20 protein-coding genes are annotated in these 19,694 nt (G+C 47.1%); 10 read left to right on the forward strand and 10 right to left on the reverse strand.

The window, feature by feature from the left end; translation table 11 throughout:
• Positions 1–933 carry a divergent polysaccharide deacetylase family protein gene (locus tag E1B03_RS25535; RefSeq protein WP_103769432.1) on the forward strand — a complete coding sequence of 311 codons (933 nt, stop codon included), beginning with the start codon at positions 1–3 and terminating at the stop codon, positions 931–933.
• Here the strand turns inward: E1B03_RS25535 and E1B03_RS25540 are convergent, their stop codons facing one another.
• The 3 genes from E1B03_RS25540 to kbl all read right to left on the reverse strand — a co-directional run bounded on the left by E1B03_RS25540 (position 934) and on the right by kbl (position 4,385).
• Entirely contained in the window at positions 934–1,971 is a 1,038-nt protein-coding gene (locus E1B03_RS25540) for a glycosyltransferase (RefSeq protein WP_133087139.1), read from the reverse strand. It abuts the gene before it with no gap.
• Positions 1,972–2,153: 182 nt separating this feature from the next.
• Positions 2,154–3,179: an L-threonine 3-dehydrogenase gene (gene tdh, locus E1B03_RS25545; RefSeq protein ID WP_133087140.1), complete on the reverse strand. Its 1,026-nt coding sequence runs from the start codon at positions 3,177–3,179 to the stop codon at positions 2,154–2,156.
• A gap of 9 nt (positions 3,180–3,188) precedes the next feature.
• Positions 3,189–4,385, reverse strand: a complete 1,197-nt coding sequence (gene kbl / locus E1B03_RS25550) for a glycine C-acetyltransferase (RefSeq protein WP_133087141.1) — start codon at positions 4,383–4,385, stop codon at positions 3,189–3,191.
• A gap of 215 nt (positions 4,386–4,600) precedes the next feature.
• Between kbl and rfaD the strand changes: the two genes are divergently transcribed.
• From rfaD to E1B03_RS25585, 7 genes are all read left to right on the forward strand, one after another.
• Positions 4,601–5,581: an ADP-glyceromanno-heptose 6-epimerase gene (rfaD, locus tag E1B03_RS25555; RefSeq protein WP_103769429.1), complete on the forward strand. Its 981-nt coding sequence runs from the start codon at positions 4,601–4,603 to the stop codon at positions 5,579–5,581.
• A 148-nt stretch (positions 5,582–5,729) separates the two neighbouring features.
• Complete coding sequence (gene rfaF / locus E1B03_RS25560; RefSeq protein ID WP_133087142.1) at positions 5,730–6,776, forward strand: ADP-heptose--LPS heptosyltransferase RfaF; 1,047 nt, start codon at positions 5,730–5,732, stop codon at positions 6,774–6,776.
• A 3-nt stretch (positions 6,777–6,779) separates the two neighbouring features.
• Positions 6,780–7,748 (forward strand): lipopolysaccharide heptosyltransferase RfaC, encoded by a 969-nt coding sequence (gene rfaC / locus E1B03_RS25565; protein WP_103769427.1) that lies wholly within the window; start codon positions 6,780–6,782, stop codon positions 7,746–7,748.
• Between the two features lie 16 nt (positions 7,749–7,764).
• Entirely contained in the window at positions 7,765–9,048 is a 1,284-nt protein-coding gene (locus E1B03_RS25570; protein ID WP_207949457.1) for an O-antigen ligase family protein, read from the forward strand.
• Entirely contained in the window at positions 9,041–10,054 is a 1,014-nt protein-coding gene (locus tag E1B03_RS25575; protein ID WP_133087143.1) for a glycosyltransferase family 2 protein, read from the forward strand. Before E1B03_RS25570 ends, E1B03_RS25575 begins: the two co-directional genes overlap by 8 nt.
• 1 nt (position 10,055) lies before the next feature.
• A complete protein-coding gene (rfaQ, locus tag E1B03_RS25580; RefSeq protein WP_103769425.1) occupies positions 10,056–11,111 on the forward strand; it encodes a lipopolysaccharide core heptosyltransferase RfaQ in 1,056 nt (351 codons plus the stop codon).
• A 1-nt stretch (position 11,112) separates the two neighbouring features.
• Positions 11,113–12,057, forward strand: coding sequence for a glycosyltransferase family 8 protein (locus E1B03_RS25585; protein ID WP_103769424.1), 945 nt, complete (start codon positions 11,113–11,115; stop codon positions 12,055–12,057).
• A 26-nt stretch (positions 12,058–12,083) separates the two neighbouring features.
• Here the strand turns inward: E1B03_RS25585 and E1B03_RS25590 are convergent, their stop codons facing one another.
• The 4 genes from E1B03_RS25590 to E1B03_RS25605 are packed head-to-tail and all read right to left on the reverse strand — an operon-like array spanning position 12,084 to position 16,087.
• Positions 12,084–13,076, reverse strand: coding sequence for a glycosyltransferase family 8 protein (locus E1B03_RS25590; protein WP_133087144.1), 993 nt, complete (start codon positions 13,074–13,076; stop codon positions 12,084–12,086).
• 46 nt (positions 13,077–13,122) lie between these two features.
• A complete protein-coding gene (locus E1B03_RS25595; RefSeq protein WP_246044134.1) occupies positions 13,123–14,145 on the reverse strand; it encodes a glycosyltransferase family 8 protein in 1,023 nt (340 codons plus the stop codon).
• Positions 14,146–14,172: 27 nt separating this feature from the next.
• Positions 14,173–14,970, reverse strand: coding sequence for a lipopolysaccharide core heptose(I) kinase RfaP (gene rfaP / locus E1B03_RS25600; protein ID WP_133087145.1), 798 nt, complete (start codon positions 14,968–14,970; stop codon positions 14,173–14,175).
• Positions 14,963–16,087 carry a glycosyltransferase family 4 protein gene (locus E1B03_RS25605; protein WP_133087146.1) on the reverse strand — a complete coding sequence of 375 codons (1,125 nt, stop codon included), beginning with the start codon at positions 16,085–16,087 and terminating at the stop codon, positions 14,963–14,965. Before E1B03_RS25605 ends, rfaP begins: the two co-directional genes overlap by 8 nt.
• 424 nt (positions 16,088–16,511) lie before the next feature.
• Between E1B03_RS25605 and waaA the strand changes: the two genes are divergently transcribed.
• Together waaA and coaD are read left to right on the forward strand one after the other, a co-directional pair.
• A complete protein-coding gene (gene waaA / locus E1B03_RS25610; protein ID WP_103769420.1) occupies positions 16,512–17,789 on the forward strand; it encodes a lipid IV(A) 3-deoxy-D-manno-octulosonic acid transferase in 1,278 nt (425 codons plus the stop codon).
• Positions 17,790–17,797: 8 nt separating this feature from the next.
• Complete coding sequence (gene coaD, locus E1B03_RS25615; protein WP_103769419.1) at positions 17,798–18,277, forward strand: pantetheine-phosphate adenylyltransferase; 480 nt, start codon at positions 17,798–17,800, stop codon at positions 18,275–18,277.
• 47 nt (positions 18,278–18,324) lie between these two features.
• Here the strand turns inward: coaD and mutM are convergent, their stop codons facing one another.
• From mutM to rpmB, 3 genes are all read right to left on the reverse strand, one after another.
• A complete protein-coding gene (gene mutM / locus E1B03_RS25620) occupies positions 18,325–19,134 on the reverse strand; it encodes a bifunctional DNA-formamidopyrimidine glycosylase/DNA-(apurinic or apyrimidinic site) lyase (RefSeq protein WP_103769418.1) in 810 nt (269 codons plus the stop codon).
• A gap of 98 nt (positions 19,135–19,232) precedes the next feature.
• Entirely contained in the window at positions 19,233–19,400 is a 168-nt protein-coding gene (rpmG, locus tag E1B03_RS25625; protein WP_003024094.1) for a 50S ribosomal protein L33, read from the reverse strand.
• 20 nt (positions 19,401–19,420) lie between these two features.
• Complete coding sequence (gene rpmB / locus E1B03_RS25630) at positions 19,421–19,657, reverse strand: 50S ribosomal protein L28 (protein ID WP_003024071.1); 237 nt, start codon at positions 19,655–19,657, stop codon at positions 19,421–19,423.
• Positions 19,658–19,694: the final 37 nt, after the last annotated feature.

The raw sequence follows: 19,694 nt of genomic DNA on the forward strand, positions 1-19,694 counted from the left end.
TTGCCTCAATTTCGTCGTCTATTACTCTCTCTCGCCAGCCTGCTGGCCTTCGCAACACCTGTATTTGCTGGCAAACTCGCCATCGTCATTGATGATTTCGGCTATCGCCCACAGACTGAAAACCAGGTGTTGGCGATGCCTTCCGCCATCTCGGTTGCCGTCCTCCCTAATGCACCACACGCTCGTGAAATGGCGACCAAAGCGCATAACAGCGGGCATGAAGTCTTGATCCATCTACCGATGGCGCCGCTAAGTAAGCAGCCGTTAGAGAAAGACACGTTACGCCCGGAGATGAGCAGCGAAGAGATTGAGAGGATTATTCGCGACGCAGTAAGCAAAGTACCGAATGCGGTCGGGCTGAACAACCATATGGGCAGCGCGATGACCTCCAGCCTGTTTGGCATGCAAAAGGTGATGCAGGCACTAGAACGCTACGACCTCTACTTCCTGGACAGCATGACCATCGGCAACAGTCAGGCCATGCGCGCAGCGTCAGGAACCGGAGTGAAGGTCATCAAACGCAAAGTCTTCCTTGATGACACGCAAAACGAAGCCGATATTCGCCGTCAGTTTAATCGAGCCGTCGAACTTGCACGTCGCAATGGTTCAGCCATTGCCATTGGCCACCCTCACCCTTCGACAGTCCGCGTCTTGCAGCAGATGCTTTATAACCTGCCTGCGGACATTACGCTGGTTCGCCCAAGCAACCTGCTCAATGAACCACAGGTGGACACATCCAGACCAAACCTCACACCGCCGAAAAACGGTACACCTGACGCACCGCGTAATCCTTTCCGCGGGGTGAAATTATGCAAACCGAAGCAGCCGTTAGAGCCGGTTTACGCCAGCCGCTTCTTCAGCGTGCTCGGTGAAAGCATCACCCAAAGCACGCTGGTGCAGTACATGCGTCTGCAGTGGCAAGGCTGGCAATAATCAGTCTTTACTATCCAACGTCAAATGGGCCAGACGGCGCGGTGTCAGTGATTTATCGCGCCATTGGCTAAAACGGATAGCCCACAACAACACCTGATACCCCAGCTTAACGCTGCAGATATTGCTCACCATACGCTTAAACATACCCGACACGAATACTTCAGCAATCATCCGTTGGCGGATTTTCTCGTCCGGCTCTTTGCGTATGCAATGACAAACGCGTAGCGCTTCGTAAATCACCTGCTGTTTAAACTCCGGATAAATAGGAATGCGCCCAGCGTAGTCGCGGTTCATCTTATCCAGCAGCCGGGTAATTTTGATGTAGTGGCGCTGATAGGCGAGGTTTTTCAGGCCGGTGCGCGGCTGACGGCTGACGGATGCGCCGTGCAGGAAATATTTGTACAGCGGGACTTCCGTGTAACGCGCGCGTTTCGCATTAAACATAAACTCCGTGGTCCAGATAATGTCCTGGTGGTGCAGGCCGGACAGGAAGGTCAGTCCTGCATCGCGGATGGTCTGATGACGGTAAACGCCCATCCAGACAACGTGCCGCCAACGGCGGCTGGCTAACGCTTTGCGTAACCAGTCTGGCCCGGTCATCACGCCGGTAGAACGAATACGATCGGTAGGAATGGATGCCCAGGTGTGGCCCGTCTCAGCAATACACCAGTCAGCGTTGCACTGCGCAACATCCAGGTTGTCTTTCAGCGCCATATTCATCAGCGTTTCATACATTTCCGGATAGGCAATATCATCGCCGTCTACGTACGCGATGTACTCCCCCCTGGCAACTTTCATACCGGTATTGCGCGCCGCAGAAACGCCCCCATTGCGCTGGTGCAGCAGATGAACGTGCGGATAACGATCAGCATAAGACTGAGCAAGCTCCGCAGAGTTATCCGTAGAGCCATCATTAACAATAATGATCTCCAGGTTCTTCCAGGTTTGCGCAATCAGTGAATCCATACACGCAATGAACGGCTCACCCGTGTTGTAAAGCGGCATAATGACGCTCAGGAGACCAGGGGTATAGGTCATATCAAATCCTGCCAAACAGTAGAGTTATCGGCACTTTTTAGCATATTAAGCGGTAGATTTTCAGAAAAAAATATTAATTCTTTAGCGGAAAATGCGCCGGGCAGGAGGAAGCAAAAAAGCCCCGGACGGTAATGATAATCAACATCCGGGGACAACACACAGAATCCACAGAGTGGATACGGTTAATCCCAGCTCAGGATCACTTTCCCTGACTGGCCTGAACGCATCGCGTCAAAGCCCTGCTGGAATTCATCGATGGAGAATCGATGGGTGATGATCGGCGACAAATCCAGACCAGACTGGATCAGTGCAGCCATTTTGTACCAGGTTTCAAACATCTCACGACCGTAGATACCTTTAATAAACAGCCCCTTAAAGATAACTTTGGTCCAGTCGATTGACATATCAGATGGCGGAATACCCAGCATAGCAATACGGCCACCGTGGTTCATGGTGTCCAACATGGCGCGAAACGCTGGCGGCGCCCCGGACATCTCCAGGCCCACATCAAACCCTTCGGTCATACCCAGTTCAGCCATCACGTCGGTCAGATTCTCTTTCGACACGTTGACCGCGCGGGTGATACCCATTTTGCGCGCCAGCTCAAGGCGATACTCATTAACGTCGGTGATCACCACGTGGCGTGCGCCAACGTGCTTCGCGACCGCTGCCGCCATAATACCGATTGGACCCGCACCGGAAACCAGCACATCTTCCCCAACCAGATCGAACGACAGCGCCGTGTGCACTGCATTACCGAACGGATCGAAGATAGACGCCAGGTCGTCGGAGATATTGTCCGGGATTTTAAATGCGTTAAATGCCGGGATCACCAGGTACTCCGCGAAGCAGCCCAGACGGTTTACGCCAACACCGGTCGTATTGCGGCACAGGTGAGTACGCCCACCGCGGCAGTTACGGCAATGTCCGCAGGTGATATGACCTTCGCCAGAAACACGATCGCCTATTTTAAAGCCTTTAACTTCCTGGCCGATGCCAACAACTTCGCCGACATATTCATGCCCAACGACCATCGGTACCGGGATGGTTTTTTGCGACCATTCATCCCAGTTATAGATGTGAACGTCAGTCCCGCAGATGGCTGTTTTACGGATTTTAATCAGCAAATCGTTATGGCCGACTTCCGGTTCAGGAACGTCGGTCATCCAAATGCCCTCTTCCGCTTTCAGTTTGGATAACGCTTTCATTTCACATCCTCAGGCAATAACGCCTAGTTGTTTACCAATGCGTGTGAACGCCTCGACCGCACGCGTAATCTGCTCAGGGGTATGCGCCGCAGACATCTGGGTACGAATACGTGCCTGGCCTTTTGGAACCACCGGATAGAAGAACCCGGTAACGTAAATCCCCTCTTTTTGCAGCTCGCGGGCGAACGCCTGCGCCACGACGGCATCACCCAGCATGACCGGGATGATCGCGTGATCCGCACCGGCTAAGGTAAAGCCTGCTGCGGACATTTGCTCGCGGAACTGACGTGCATTCGCCCACAGGCGATCGCGCAGGTCACTGCCAGCTTCAACCATTTCCAGCACTTTAATGGAGGCTGCAACAATCGCCGGTGCCAGTGAGTTGGAGAACAGATAAGGGCGGGAACGCTGACGCAGCCACTCAACAACTTCTTTGCGTGCTGCGGTGTAACCGCCAGATGCGCCACCGAGTGCTTTACCCAGCGTACCGGTAATGATGTCGACACGGCCCATCACATCACAGTATTCATGGGATCCACGACCATTTTCACCGACAAAGCCGACGGCATGGGAATCATCAACCATGACCAGCGCGTCGTATTTATCAGCCAGGTCACAAACGCCTTTCAGGTTAGCGATCACGCCATCCATAGAGAACACGCCATCGGTGGCGATGAGGATATGACGAGCACCCGCTTCACGCGCTTCTTTCAGGCGCGCTTCCAGCTCGACCATGTCGTTATTGGCATAACGGAAACGCTTTGCTTTACACAGACGAACGCCGTCAATGATAGAGGCGTGGTTCAGGGCATCGGAGATGATCGCATCTTCTGCGCCCAGCAGCGTTTCAAACAGGCCGCCGTTGGCGTCAAAGCAGGAAGAGTAAAGGATGGCATCTTCCATACCGAGGAAGGTTGCCAGTTTTTGCTCCAATTGCTTATGGCTGTCTTGAGTACCGCAAATAAAGCGGACCGAAGCCATGCCAAACCCGTGAGAATCCATACCCGCTTTTGCCGCTGCAATCAGTTCCGGGTGGTTAGCCAGCCCCAGATAGTTGTTCGCACAAAAGTTAATAACATGGCTTCCATCTGCCACGGTGATATCCGCCTGCTGGGCAGACGTAATAATGCGCTCTTCTTTAAACAATCCTTCCGCACGTGCGGTGTCGAGATCGTTCGTTAACTGTTTGTAAAAATCCCCACGCATTTCAATTCTCCAGACAGGGCAAATTTCAGCACATATTACCCAAAGCTATACGTTGATACGAGATGACGCATCATCACTTCTTCAAAATGAAGCATAAATCACGTGTACCCGCACGGCTTATCGGTGAATGGCTGAAGCTTGGGCCATGTAGTGATATGATAGAAAGTATTCGTGTCTGAGATTGTCTCTGACTCCATAATTCGAAGGTTACATTTATGATCATCGTTACCGGCGGCGCGGGCTTTATCGGCAGCAACATCGTTAAGTCCCTGAATGATAAAGGCATCACCGACATTCTGGTGGTGGACAACCTGAAAGACGGCACCAAGTTTGTTAACCTGGTGGATCTGAATATTGCTGACTACATGGACAAGGAAGACTTCCTAATCCAGATTATGGCCGGGGAAGATTTCGGCGATATCGAAGCGATTTTCCACGAAGGTGCATGCTCTTCCACCACCGAGTGGGACGGCAAGTATATGATGGATAATAACTATCAATACTCCAAAGAGCTGCTGCACTACTGCCTGGAGCGTGAAATCCCGTTCCTGTACGCGTCCTCTGCCGCCACCTATGGCGGTCGCACTTCTGATTTCATCGAATCCCGTGAATATGAAAAACCGCTGAACGTCTACGGCTACTCAAAATTCCTGTTCGATGAGTACGTGCGCCAGATCCTGCCAGAAGCCAATTCTCAGATTGTTGGCTTCCGCTATTTCAACGTCTACGGACCGCGTGAAGGCCACAAAGGCAGCATGGCGAGCGTCGCTTTCCACCTCAATACCCAGCTCAACAATGGTGAAACACCAAAACTGTTCGAAGGCAGCGAAAACTTCAAACGTGATTTCGTTTACGTTGGCGATGTGGCTGCGGTAAATCTGTGGTTCCTGGAAAACGGGGTTTCCGGCATCTTTAACCTCGGAACGGGTCGTGCGGAATCTTTCCAGGCTGTTGCCGATGCTACACTGGCGTATCACAACAAAGGCAGTATTGAGTACATCCCATTCCCGGAAAAACTGAAAGGTCGCTACCAGGCATTTACTCAGGCCGATCTGACTAACCTGCGCGCAGCGGGCTATGACAAGCCGTTTAAAACCGTCGCCGAAGGCGTCACGGAATATATGGCCTGGCTGAACCGCGACAACGCTACAAATTCACAAAATCATTCGAGCGGTATCAAGGCGGCAACTAAGTGACAAATTCGTCTGGAACGAATTTGAACTGCCGGAGGCTGCCTTCGGTGAGGGACACGGACGTCCCTCATTCATTCCGGGAGCTTACAAGAGTAAGTGACCGGAGTGAACGCAGGCAGCCAACGCAGAGACAGCTTGAAGGATGAAGTGAATGAAGATTTTGGTGGTTGGCCCGTCCTGGGTGGGCGACATGATGATGTCGCAAAGTCTCTATCGCACGCTCAAGGCGCGCTATCCCCAGGCAATAATCGACGTGATGGCACCAGCATGGTGCCGTCCACTGCTGTCGCGTATGCCTGAAGTCAACGAAGCCATTGCCATGCCGCTGGGACACGGCGCGCTGGAGATCGGCGAACGCCGTAAACTCGGTCACAGCCTGCGTGAAAAGCGCTATGACCGCGCCTACGTGCTGCCTAACTCGTTTAAATCAGCTCTGGTGCCGTTCTTTGCTGGCATTCCCCATCGTACAGGTTGGCGTGGCGAAATGCGCTACGGCCTGCTAAACGATGCGCGCGTGCTGGATAAAGACGCATGGCCGCTGATGGTCGAACGCTATGTGGCCCTGGCCTATGATAAAGGCGTGATGCTGTCGGCTAAAGATTTGCCGCAGCCTCTGCTATGGCCGCAGTTGCAGGTTAGCGAAGGTGAAAAGTCCCTGACCTGTAGTCAGTTCTCCCTTTCAGCTGAACGTCCCCTTATCGGTTTTTGCCCTGGTGCGGAATTTGGTCCTGCTAAGCGCTGGCCACATTACCACTATGCAGAACTGGCAAAGCAACTGATCGATGAAGGTCATCAGATTGTGCTGTTTGGCTCGGCAAAAGACCATGAGGCCGGAAATGAGATTCTGGCAGCACTGAGCACTGAACAGCAGGCATGGTGCCGTAATCTGGCAGGCGAAACGCAACTGGAGCAGGCCGTCATTCTGCTCGCCGCCTGCAAAGCGGTCGTCACCAACGATTCTGGATTAATGCACGTGGCAGCCGCGCTGAACCGTCCATTAGTTGCGTTGTATGGCCCCAGCAGCCCGGATTTCACCCCGCCCCTTTCTCACAAGGCGCGCGTGATTCGTCTGATTACGGGTTATCACAAAGTGCGTAAGGGAGATGCGGCAGAAGGCTATCACCAGAGCCTGATTGACATCACGCCACAGCGCGTACTGGAAGAACTCAACGACCTGTTGTTACAAGAGGAAGCCTGACGGATGCGGGTTCTGATCGTTAAAACGTCTTCTATGGGCGATGTACTGCATACGTTGCCCGCATTAACCGATGCACAACAGGCCATCCCGGATATTCAATTTGATTGGGTAGTGGAAGAAGGGTTCGCGCAGATCCCTTCCTGGCACGCAGCCGTTGACCGGGTTATTCCAGTAGCGATTCGTCGTTGGCGTAAAGCCTGGTTTTCAGCACCGATTAAAGCCGAGCGTAAAACGTTCCGCGATGCGGTGCGTTTACAGCAGTATGACGCGATAATTGATGCGCAGGGCCTGGTCAAAAGTGCGGCGTTGGTTACGCGTCTGGCTCGTGGCATCAAGCATGGTATGGACTGGAGCACAGCCCGCGAACCGCTGGCTAGCCTGTTTTATAATCGCAAACATCATATTGCCAGGCAGCAGCACGCAGTAGAACGTACCCGCGAATTGTTTGCCAAAAGTCTGGGATATGCCAAACCGCAATCGCAGGGTAATTACGCTATCGCACAGCATTTTCTGAATGAACGTAATGCTGATGCGGGCCAGTATGCCGTATTTCTTCATGCCACAACGCGTGATGATAAGCACTGGCCCGAAGCCAACTGGCGGGAGCTTATTGGCCTGTTAAATAACACGGGCATACGTATTAAACTGCCCTGGGGTGCTCCCCATGAAGAAGCGCGCGCCAGAAGGCTGGCGGAAGGTTTTTCTAACGTCGATGTCCTGCCACGGATGAGTCTGGAAGAGGTCGCCCGTGTTCTCGCGGGGGCCAAATTTGTAGTGTCGGTTGATACAGGCCTGAGTCATTTAACCGCCGCACTGGATCGCCCCAATATTACGTTGTATGGCCCAACAGACCCTGGATTGATTGGTGGGTACGGGAAGAATCAATACACACAGCAGAGCCTTTCCGGAAAATTGCAGGATCTGGACGCTAACTTAGTCAATGCATCGCTGATTGATAATAATTTGCTTTAACTTTAAGAGATGAACCATGCTTCGCCAACACATGTTTTCTCGCTTTATTAATAGTATAAAAAATAATCCATTCGATTCTATATACTTCTTATTTTATGCCGGGATCCTTGCAACTCTTGCGATGGTACTGGTCAATCCAGATGAAGCGTTGAAGGTATTTATTTTCTCCACGGCTCTGTCTCTGCCACTTATAGGAAAAAATATAAAGCATGTGTGCAGTAACAAACAAAACCTGGTTCTGCCTTTTATGTTGTTACTCTTCGGTTTATTGCAGATTATTTGGGTAGAAATATTTAAACAACCCGGCTCAGCCTTTACCGGTGCTTACCGTTCATACCAGAATGGTGGCAAAGTGATGGCTTTTGCCGCACTTGTAATCGCCGCTTTAACATCATATGCGCCAAGTGCCAATAAAATCCGCTTCGCTAGTGTCTGGGTGATTCTTACGGCAATCGGTTTGTATCTTTTCGCCGGTTATCAACTTGCCGGAGCTGCTGACCCGTTAGAATACCGCGTTGCTCTTGGTTTTGAACATCAAACCGGCACGGCTTACGCTTTGACGCTAATTGCATTATTAGCCTCACAAGCGATCATTAATCTGCGTCTGAAACATACGGTTTCACTGTATCTGTTACATTTTTTGATCTCACTCGCAGTTATCATCACTACACAAACCCGGGCTGCGATTTTGGTATATCCGATCCTGAGTATCAGCCTGTTTCTCATGCGCTATAGTCACAACCGGACCATGTTATTAAAGGCATTACTGGGCTTCGTGATCCTGGTAGTGGTAGCGTCAATTCCGCTTAAATCGATTATTGAAAATCGTTACCAGAACACGATGACCGATTTGCATTCCTATAGCCAAAACAATAGTAACACCTCTATTGGCGCGCGACTTGCAATGCAACGGGCTGGTATTGAGGCAGGGAAAGTACATCTCTGGGGGCAGTCACTTGAACAACGTAGTTCGGAAATTCAGAGGTTTGCTGTACAAGATAGGTCGCTGCAAGGGGCGATTAAATTCCTTGATGTCCATTTACATAACGAAATTGCTGATACCTTTTCACTGAAGGGCATCACCGGAGTTGTTGTGCTACTCTTGCTCTATGCGACCATGTTTTTAAGAGCTTACTGGCAACGTAGCCCTCTGTTGTTCGTTATCTCAGGCGCTATCGCTATCTATGGCTTGAGTGATTTATTATTATACGCCAAAGGTGAAGCCTTGAGCAGCGTGTTAGCACTTTGCGTAACAACGATGCTGACATTGGATCCTACGAGAGAATCAAGCCATGATTAGCGCTTCAGGTTATTTACTGAGCATTATTATACCTACATACAACAATGCTGAATTCATCGCAGATACCTTGACATCTATCCACCAGGGGATCACTGACGAGGTGGAGATAATAATTGTTAATGATGGCTCTACCGATCAGACCGAAGAACGCATTAATGCTTTTTATCGTGAAAAAAAGTGCGATAACATCAAGCTTATAAGTCAAAAAAATCAAGGCGTAGCTATTACCCGCAACGTTGGTCTGGCCCATGCGACAGGCAAATATATTGGATTTGTTGATAGCGATGATATTGTCTGTCCAGATTATTTCACTATCCTTCTCCCTAAATTAAAATCGGGTAAATACGATATTGTAGAATTCAATTTAACCAGAGATATCAACAAGTTGTATCAGAACAAATCTGATACAAAAAACTCTCTGGTACAACAAGAAATTATTTTAACAGACGATAACTACGCACCGCTGTTACCAACATTTCGTGCCGGACAATGGCATCTCATGACGAAAATCTTCCATCGTGACGTGATTGGTATGGATCGATTTGAAGAGCATCGCCGCTATGAAGATGTCATTTTTTGTCCGTTCCAGTATTTCAAATGTCGCTCTATTTTAAAAATAGAGAACAAGCTTTATTACTATAGATTAAATGACAAAAGCATTACCGAGAACATTATTGATAGCGATGCGGACAGTATCTTCTTTGCTATGCGAAAAATGTATAACTATGTGAATAAAAATAAAGCGAAACGTACCGTGGCCACCCTAATGATTATCAACTGTTTTCTGGAAGGTCGTAAACTGTTACGCAAGAAAAAAGGTTATTATCGTTATAGTGAAAGTATGCTGAATGATATTCAAAATGCACTTGCATGCTGTGACACGAAAATCGTCAAGAAAAAAATAATCCTTAAGATGAAATATCCTCATATCGATCGTTCCATTTCTGAAATACGGTATAAAATAATATCTGGTTGCAAGAGATTATTTTTTCGAAAGGGATTTTAATATGTTTGAAAAAGTCGACCGAGTTCTTATTTGCAAGCTCAAATTTTATGGTGACGTTCTGTTAACCACGCCTGTAATTGCCAGTATCCGGGCCCGTTATCCGCATGCTAAGATCGATCTGCTCCTCTATAAAGATACCAAAGCAATCCTGGCTGCCCATAAAGATATCAATAATTTTTATCTCATTGAGAAAAAGCAAGGCCTGGTAGCAACAGTAAAGAATTATCTTTCAGTGCGTCAGCAACTGAAGAAAAATCACTATGACCTGATTGTTAACCTCACCGAACAATGGCCAATTGGGGCACTTATCGCCTCTTTACGCCGTCCCTCAATTGCCTTTAAGCGCGAAAAAGATCAGTGGAACCGACTCTTTACGCGAGTAACACCATCAATTGGGACGCATATTGTTGAACAAAACCTATCTATTCTAAGGGGCATTGGGTTTAGCGAAGCAGAGTTAAAGAAAGAGATGTCTCTGAGTTATCGTCAGGATGATTATCAACATCTGGTATCACTGTTACCCGCACTGCCTGCACAGAAATATGTCGTTATACAACCCACGGCCAGACAAGAGTTTAAATGCTGGGATGATGATAAATTCGCGCATGTTATAGACCACCTGCATCAACGAGGTCTGCACGTCTATCTTACCTGTGGGCCAGCATTGAGTGAGCAGCAACAGGTCCAGCGCATTGCTGAACTGTGTCAATCTTCTCCTGACCTGACGCTGGCAGGTAAAACGACTTTCCTGCAACTGGCCGCGTTGATAGACCATGCAATCCTGTACATTGGTGTCGATTCCGCCCCCATGCACATGGCCGCTGCGTTAAAGACACCACAGGTTTGCCTGTTTGGTGCCACCAATTATCAACAATGGAAACCGTTGTCTGATAAAGCCGTATTGATTTGGGCTGGAGATTACCATCCAATGCCTTCACGGGATGAACTCGATCGGTCAAAAAAATACCTGACGTGGATACCTGAACAGGCCGTTATTGACGCTATCGATACGGTACTTCATGATAGTGACAATGTGAAAGGTAATGAGATAGCATAAAATGGACAACAAAAATAACATTATTAATATTGCTTACTGCACAGACGCCAATTATCTGGAATATGTAGCAGTGTCCATTATGTCTGTCATAATGAACAACCCTGGACAAGACATGTCATTTTTCGTCTTTGTCTATGACGTCACTGATGAAGAAATCAAAAAGCTACGTTCAACCAGTGATAAGATTCAGGTTATCAATATCGATAAAGAAGAGATTGAAAAGTATAACAATGACTTTGCAATCAAACACCTGAACCGTTCAACCTATATGCGTCTGGCCGTACCACGCTTACTAAAAGATAAAGTTGATCATTTTATCTATTTAGATGCGGATACATTATGCTTTGACAAAATTAATGAAATTAATTGTATAGATATTAAAGATGTCATTAGTGCTGTCAGCCATGATTCTCTTGACATTCATGATACAAAACATGCCAAACGTTTAGGTCTCCATACCGATCATTATTTTAATGCCGGTTTTTTGTATATTAATATTGCTAACTGGCTCAAGTACGACATTGAACATAAGGCCAATACCGTTCTCTTTGAACAAGGAAAATCATTACCTTATTTTGACCAAGATGCGCTGAATATCGCAATGGACGGTAATGTTAAATATATCGATAATCGATGGAATTTCTTGTTCAACTGGTTCACCGACCAACAAAAAGAGACTTTTTTCTACCAAAAAGATATTCTGCCAAGAATTATCCACTTCACCGGTGGGAGAAAGCCTTGGTATAAAGAACATACAGGGTTATCGCAGCAACTCTACCTTTTCTACCATCACTTTACGCCATGGCGAAACACAGAAATGCGTTCCTATGCTCCGCGTATGAGGCCTACTGATTATCGGGTTTACTCGCGCCAGGAGGCCAAAAAAGGAAATTATTATGCATCTCTCAAATGGTATATGAAATACCTTAAGACTAAACTACGTTAATAAAAAACTCCCGTGCGGGAGTTTTTTTACTTACTTTTTAGCTTTTCACGTAAATAGCCAATATAGCTAATTATCGAGGCGAAGTATTTTCCCTGCAACCTTTCATGACGAGATTTCTTTTTAAACTGCTTTGGCGTTCTGGCTGGTAACAAAGGAAGGTCTGCCCAGGGCGAAGCTTTCCAGGCATCAACAAAAAACTGCGCAGAAGGGTAATTTGCCCATGAATTCCAGGGTTTAGTTACGCCAATATAATGAATAAGAATTGTATCATCCGTTATATATTCTTTATATTTCGAAAAATTCTTGCTTTTTAATTCTTGCTTAATACCATAGATAGCATTAAATCTTCTTTCCAGAAAAATCACCTTTTTCAAGAAAATAATATTCAAGACATCTTGGTCCGGGAATGAAAGTTTATTTTTCTTATCTAATAAGATATCAAAAGCTGCATTGATAAAATTCTGTTCTTTCCACTGCTTTAGATTTGCAAATATGACACCTGAATTGAAGTAATCTTTATTTTTATTAATATCTCTGGCCGGGCTGTCATCAACATCAGTAATTACTGCTGCAACATGCTCCCCAAGATCAATTTGTGTAAGCTCTAAAAGTGAACCTTTACAAATTACATCCGCATCAATATATAGAAGCGAGTCAATTTTCTCACCAAGATATTCAAAAGCAATAAACCTGAAGTACATTGCGTGCGACCAGGCGTGTCCACTTGGTAATACTTTTAACCCATTTGCATCCATAACATAAATGGAGATATTTGCAGCAAATTGTTCTGCTGATTTCGCAATCCGCTGCTGATAATCAGCATCAATGTAGTCAGTAAAAAGATGAAAATGGATATTTAAATCTTTATTATTTAATAGCACCGATGTCATCGAGATTGCGGCACCAAACATAAAATTTCTGTCAACACCCCAAGCGATGTTAAGTTGTGTTTTTTGTTCGGCTGGCGCTTGATTAAACTCAAGTATCTTTTTTATAGACTGATGACAATCAAAGTTCATTCGCTATACCTATTTAAATTATTATCAATAAGTTGTTATTTTATATTCAATGTGTCTTTGAATTGTGTAACTTATTTTTTATATACATTACATGACTAAGTACCGAACGGATATATTTTCGTTGCACTCTTTCATGACGTGACTTACGTTTATACAACTTTGCCGTATTTGCATTTAATAGGGATTTTTCTGCCCATGCAGATTTTTTATATGCGTCAATGAAGAACTTAGATACCGGGTATTTAGCCCAGGTATGCCATGGTTTTGTGACACCGACATAATGTATTAACACAGTATCATCTGTAATATAGTCCTGATAAATTTTATTGTTTTTATTTTTTAGTTCCTGATCCACACCATATATACAGTTAAAATCCCGCCCAAGGAAAATCACATTACCCACAAACAATATATTTAGAACATCTTGATCAAAATATAGAAGTTCCTTTTGGCGTTGATCTAAGATCGAAAATGCCTTTGTCAATAACTGTTGCTCGCGCCAAACGTTAAGATTCGCAAATACCACACCTGAATTAAAGTAACCGTTACTCAATTCAGGAATGCCAAGCCTGTTACCAGATTTAAGACGCACTTCATCGATATCATTGATGACAGCAGCATACTCTCCGCAGAAATTAACCTCGGTAAGTTCACGTAGAGAACCTTTACAAATAACATCAGCATCAAGGTACAGCACAGAGCTTAACTCAGTACTTAAATATTCAAATGCGAAATAACGATAGTACATTGCATAAGTCCATGCTTTCGTACTCGGCAGTTCACGAAATGCCGCGTTATCGAAAACAAGGACAGTCACTGTCGTACTGTACATCTGCGTCAGGCGTTTGACGCACTCCAGATAATCATCATCTATATAGTCTGTTACTATATAAAAGTGGATATCAATATCAGGATTATTCACTAATACTGACGTCATAGAGATGCCGGAGCCAAATAAAAAATTACGATCGACGCCATACGCAACACTTAGTTTTTTACTCTTCTCATGTGTAGAGCTGTCGATAACGTATTTTTGAATAATTAGCTTCTGGAAATCAATGTTCATCATAAAATGGCCTCAAACTTCATGTGTTATTTATAGCGCTTTTCTTATTGTTCTTTGTCTTATTTTTTGCGCTTTTGTGACAGCCTGTTCAAACAACCTGACTTCCTGACGAAAGATTTCGCGCAATGGCATCGAAAAATAGACATGTAAGAAACGGTAGATATCTCTGGACGTCAGACCGATCTCAAGCGATGAGAAATAGAGTCCAATCAAATCCTTATCCCGCCAACGACGTGGTACATGCTGACGTATTTGTGCACGATGCAAATCAATTACGGAAAGTTTGATATCCGCAACATTTTTCGGCATCGGCTGTTGGAGTAAAAAATGGCAAATATAGCAATCCCGATGATTTACCCCGCCCCGATGCATTTTACCCACCATTTCTGCCAAACGGGTAATAATGGTCCGTTTTAATACAAAATCAGGACGCTCAACTCCCCAGCTTGCGCAAAAATCTTCAAGACTAATGGCAGGAGAGAGATCTTCAGTGATGATAAATGAGGTTCGCTCTAAAGGATTCACTCCCTTTTGCCCAAATGCAACACCGGTCATGGTGTCAACATTCAGTTCCTTTAAGCGGTGAATTGCCAGCCACTCCCGGTCTGCGCCCAGTACTGGCATACGTAAAGAAATCAGGTTTTTCACCACTTCTTTAAGCGTTGTTCCATGATGATATTTAAGAAAATAACCCTTACCCATCATCTCAAAACGCAGGGTACGCCGTGTTTCCAGGGCGCGAAAAACTTCACCATCCAGTTTAGTCACTTCCGTAAACGGGTCTTTTCCTTGCCATTGCGTGGCAAATGGTTCTTTTAATTCAATCATTCTTAGGACCTAAAATGATATCTGCAGCTTTATCCGCCAGGCTGTAGAGATCTTCCGTATCAGCAAAATGCCGCGCATTCTCGGCCCAACGACTTCTCTGCTCATAATTTTGCAGCGCATCGAAAAGTACTGTATTCAGCAGTTCTTGCTCAAAAGGTTCAGGGATCACCACACCGCATTGGGCGGCGCTAATATAACCCGCATAGCCGCACACTTCTGTAGTTAAAACTGGCAGACCGGCAACTACAGCCTCCAACAAGACGATACCAGCAGCTTCCTGAACCGCCGGGTGAAGCAATAAATCAGCAGCAGACATCAATTCTGCAACATCATCTCGCCCCGAAAAGAACTGCACTTGTTCTTCAATCCCTAATTGACGAGCCTGAGCACGGTAACGATCGGCCTTATCCTGGCCAACAACCATCAATCGCGTGCGCTGACGTATAGTCTCGGGCAAAGAAGCCAGCGCCTGTAATGTTCTTGGTACACCTTTACGTTTGAAATCCGAACCCACCTGCAAGAGCAGGAACTGATCGAGACCAATACCGTTTTTTTCTCTGACAATCTGTCTGCTGTTTTCAGGCTGTCGGCTGTACTTTCTGTCAGGGTAGATTCCTGGTGGCAGAATACGAAAACGTTGGCTCTCAGTTTGGTAATGATGTTTGAAGTCACCAATTTGCTTATCGGTTAACATCAAAAGTGTAGTGCCAGCACCTTGCTGAAATGTGGCTTTTTCAAATGCAGAATAATGCCGATACCGACGCGTCAACTTATAGAAAAAGCCTTTCTCACGGGCGACTTTCTCCGCGTAGCAAACGTCGGCTGCATAATACACATCCAACCCCGGCATTTTGTTAAACCCGACGACACGATCGACAGGATGCTGACTTAAATAAGTCTGAACCCACTGATAATATTGCTCGTTTTTCCCATGATTGGTTCTGGATGTGACGGGGACGAGTATAATTTCCAGTCCTTCGGGGCGTTCACCCTGCCATGACTGGGTAAATACCTGGACATGATGACCACGGGCAGCAACCGTAAGCGCGACCCGAAGAAAATCACGCTGTAGCCCGCCATAGGGGAAATACTTGTACAAACAAAAAGCAATATTCATGCATTAATATCCGCATCATGTCGCCAGACATACCAGGTCTGATACATCGGAGTCGCATAATCCTTGCATGAACAAACCAAAGATTACCTCCCATGTTTTCCAAAGGTTTCTGCCTGCTAGCTACCTGAAATTGCGCAGTAGTATATCATTTATTCTCATACATTCCGAAATGAATATTTTTTGAACAAACTAAGAAATATCCCTTTAAAAGCATAAAGATAAGAAATCAATCAATTCACCAGAATACTTCCGCCGCACAAGAGGTTAAGCGATGTAAATGCACTCACGTGCATTTTTGAAATAGCCTCCAGCTAAAACAGCGTCGTACCAATTCCATCGTTTTGATGCAACCTGGATAAAAATGATGGTAAAGCCATAGTTAAATACATAGAATCCCCAGCACATTCATAAGTCAGCTACCATTATGCTCGAATTGCTTTACACCGCCCTTTTCTACCTTATTCAGCCTTTGATCTGGATACGGCTTTGGGTGCGCGGACGTAAGGCTCCGGCCTACCGTAAACGCTGGGGTGAACGCTACGGCTTTTACCGCCGTCCGCTAAAACCTGGCGGAATCATGCTTCATTCGGTTTCTGTAGGCGAAACGCTGGCAGCTATCCCATTAGTCCGCGCTCTGCGACATCGTTATCCCGACTTGCCGATCACGGTCACCACCATGACGCCAACCGGTTCCGAGCGCGTACAATCCGCTTTTGGCACTGACGTTCAGCATATTTATCTGCCGTACGATTTACCGGATGCCCTGAACCGTTTTCTGAATAAAGTTGACCCCAAACTGGTGTTAATTATGGAAACCGAGCTGTGGCCAAACCTGATCGCGGCACTCCATAAGCGCCACATTCCGCTGGTCATTGCCAACGCACGCCTTTCAGCTCGTTCAGCTGCTGGCTACGCTAAATTAGGAAAATTTGTGGGCCGGTTGCTGCGTCGTATTACGTTGATTGCCGCCCAGAACGAAGAAGACGGCGCTCGTTTTATTACGCTTGGTGCCAGAAGCAATCAGGTTACCGTCACCGGTAGTCTGAAGTTTGATATTTCCGTCACGCCGCAGCTGGCCGCAAAAGCGGTGACGTTGCGTCGCCAATGGGCGCCTCACCGCCCGGTATGGATTGCAACCAGCACCCACGACGGCGAAGAAAGCATCATCATTGCCGCCCATCAGGCGCTATTAAATCAGTTCCCCAATCTTTTACTGATTCTGGTTCCCAGACATCCGGAACGGTTCCCGGATGCCATTAACCTCGTACGCCAGGCTGGGCTAAGCTATACCACACGCTCTTCGGGAGAAGTTCCATCTTCAGGTACTCAGGTCGTTATCGGCGATACCATGGGCGAGCTGATGCTACTGTACGGCATTGCCGACCTCGCTTTTGTCGGCGGTTCACTGGTTGAACGTGGTGGACACAACCCACTGGAAGCCGCAGCACACGCCATTCCTGTACTGATGGGCCCACATACTTTTAATTTTAAAGATATTTGCGCCCGTCTCGAACAGGCAAGCGGATTGATCACCGTCACTGACGCAACCACGTTGGCGAAAGAGGTCTCTTCTTTACTGACCGATGCAGATTATCGTAATTTTTATGGCCGTCACGCAGTTGAAGTTCTGTATCAAAATCAGGGCGCGTTACAGCGTCTGCTGCAGCTGCTGGAACCTTATCTGCCACCCAAAACGCATTGAGGCAAGTCATGCAAAAACGGGCGATTTATCCAGGAACCTTTGATCCCATTACTAACGGCCATCTCGATATCGTGACGCGCGCAACAAACATGTTCGATCACGTGATCCTGGCAATAGCCGCAAGTCCCAGTAAAAAACCGATGTTTACCCTTGAAGAGCGCGTTGAGCTGGCGCAACAGGCAACAGCGCATCTCGGTAATGTCGACGTTGTGGGATTCAGCGATCTGATGGCAAACTTTGCCCGCGATAATCAGGCTAACATTCTGATCCGAGGCCTGCGTGCGGTAGCCGATTTTGAGTATGAAATGCAGCTGGCCCATATGAACCGTCACCTGATGCCGCAACTGGAAAGCGTCTTTCTGATGCCGTCTAAAGAGTGGTCATTTATCTCATCGTCATTGGTGAAAGAAGTCGCCCGCCACCAGGGTGACGTGACGCACTTTCTGCCGGAAAACGTCCATCAGGCCTTATTGAGTAAACTGAAGTAATACGTTTGGCCGGATGAGACGTACGCGCCCTCCGGCCAATAACGGTGTTATTTCTGACAGCGGCGGCAATAGAACGTTGTGCGCTGGGCGTGTTTTGTCGCAATGATTGGCGCGCCGCACGCACGACAGGGTTCACCTTCTCTCCCATAGACCTGCAGCTCCTGGGCAAAATAGCCCGGCTTACCGTCACTTTGCAGAAAGTCCTTCAGCGTCGTCCCACCCTGCTCGATAGAACGCAGCAGAACCGCCTTGATGACGCGCACCAGCAGTTCACACTCGTCCTGCGACAAAGATGACGCCAGACGGTCAGGATGGATGCCAGCCGCAAACAGCGACTCGCTGGCATAGATGTTCCCCACCCCCACCACCAGCTTGTTATCCATCAGCCAGGGCTTAATCGCAGTTTTCTTCTTCGCACATTTCTGCTGCAGATAATCAGCGTTGAAATCATCGCTAAGCGGCTCAGGACCAAGATGAGCGAGGACATTATGCCCATCCAGCTCTTTAGTCCACAGCCATGCGCCAAAACGGCGTGGATCGGTATAGCGCAGGACTTTGCCGTTACTCATCACCAGGTCAACGTGGTCATGCTTTTCTGCCGGAAGCTCTTCAGGGAGGATACGCAAACTACCCGACATCCCCAGATGAATAATTACCCAGCCATCCGATAGCTCCAGCAGCAGATATTTCGCGCGCCGCTGTACGCTAAGAACGGGTTTATCACTCAGACGATAGATTTCCTCTGATACCGGCCAACGCAAGCGACCGTTACGTACCGTCGCGTGCATAATCGTAGCCCCTACCAGATGCGGCTCAATACCGCGGCGGCTGGTTTCGACTTCAGGTAATTCAGGCATAAAATCTCCGGCTGAGTGTCAGGTCTCATTAATATGGGGACGGCCAGAAAACAAAAAACCCCGCCGAGGCAGGGTTTTTCTTTACATCAAAACGAAAATTATTTGATTTTCGCTTCTTTGTATAAAACGTGCTGACGAACAACTGGATCGAACTTTTTCAGTTCCAGTTTTTCCGGCTTAGTACGTTTGTTCTTCGTAGTGGTATAGAAGTGACCAGTACCAGCAGAAGAAACCAGCTTGATTTTCTCACGAATACCTTTAGCCATGATTTATTTCCTCTTAGTACTTAGTACTTTTCGCCACGGGCACGCAGTTCAGACAGAACTGTTTCGATGCCTTTCTTATCAATAACACGCATACCTTTAGCAGATACACGCAGGGTGACAAAACGCTTCTCGCTCTCAACCCAAAAACGGTGAGAGTGCAGGTTAGGCAGGAAACGGCGTTTAGTCGCGTTCAGTGCGTGGGAACGGTTGTTACCGGTCACCGGACGCTTGCCAGTAACTTGGCAGACTCGGGACATGTCTATTCTCCAAAAATCAAATTAGCTCGAGCTTCGT

Origin of the sequence: Citrobacter arsenatis, from assembly GCF_004353845.1 — a bacterium.
GTDB lineage: Bacteria > Pseudomonadota > Gammaproteobacteria > Enterobacterales > Enterobacteriaceae > Citrobacter > Citrobacter arsenatis.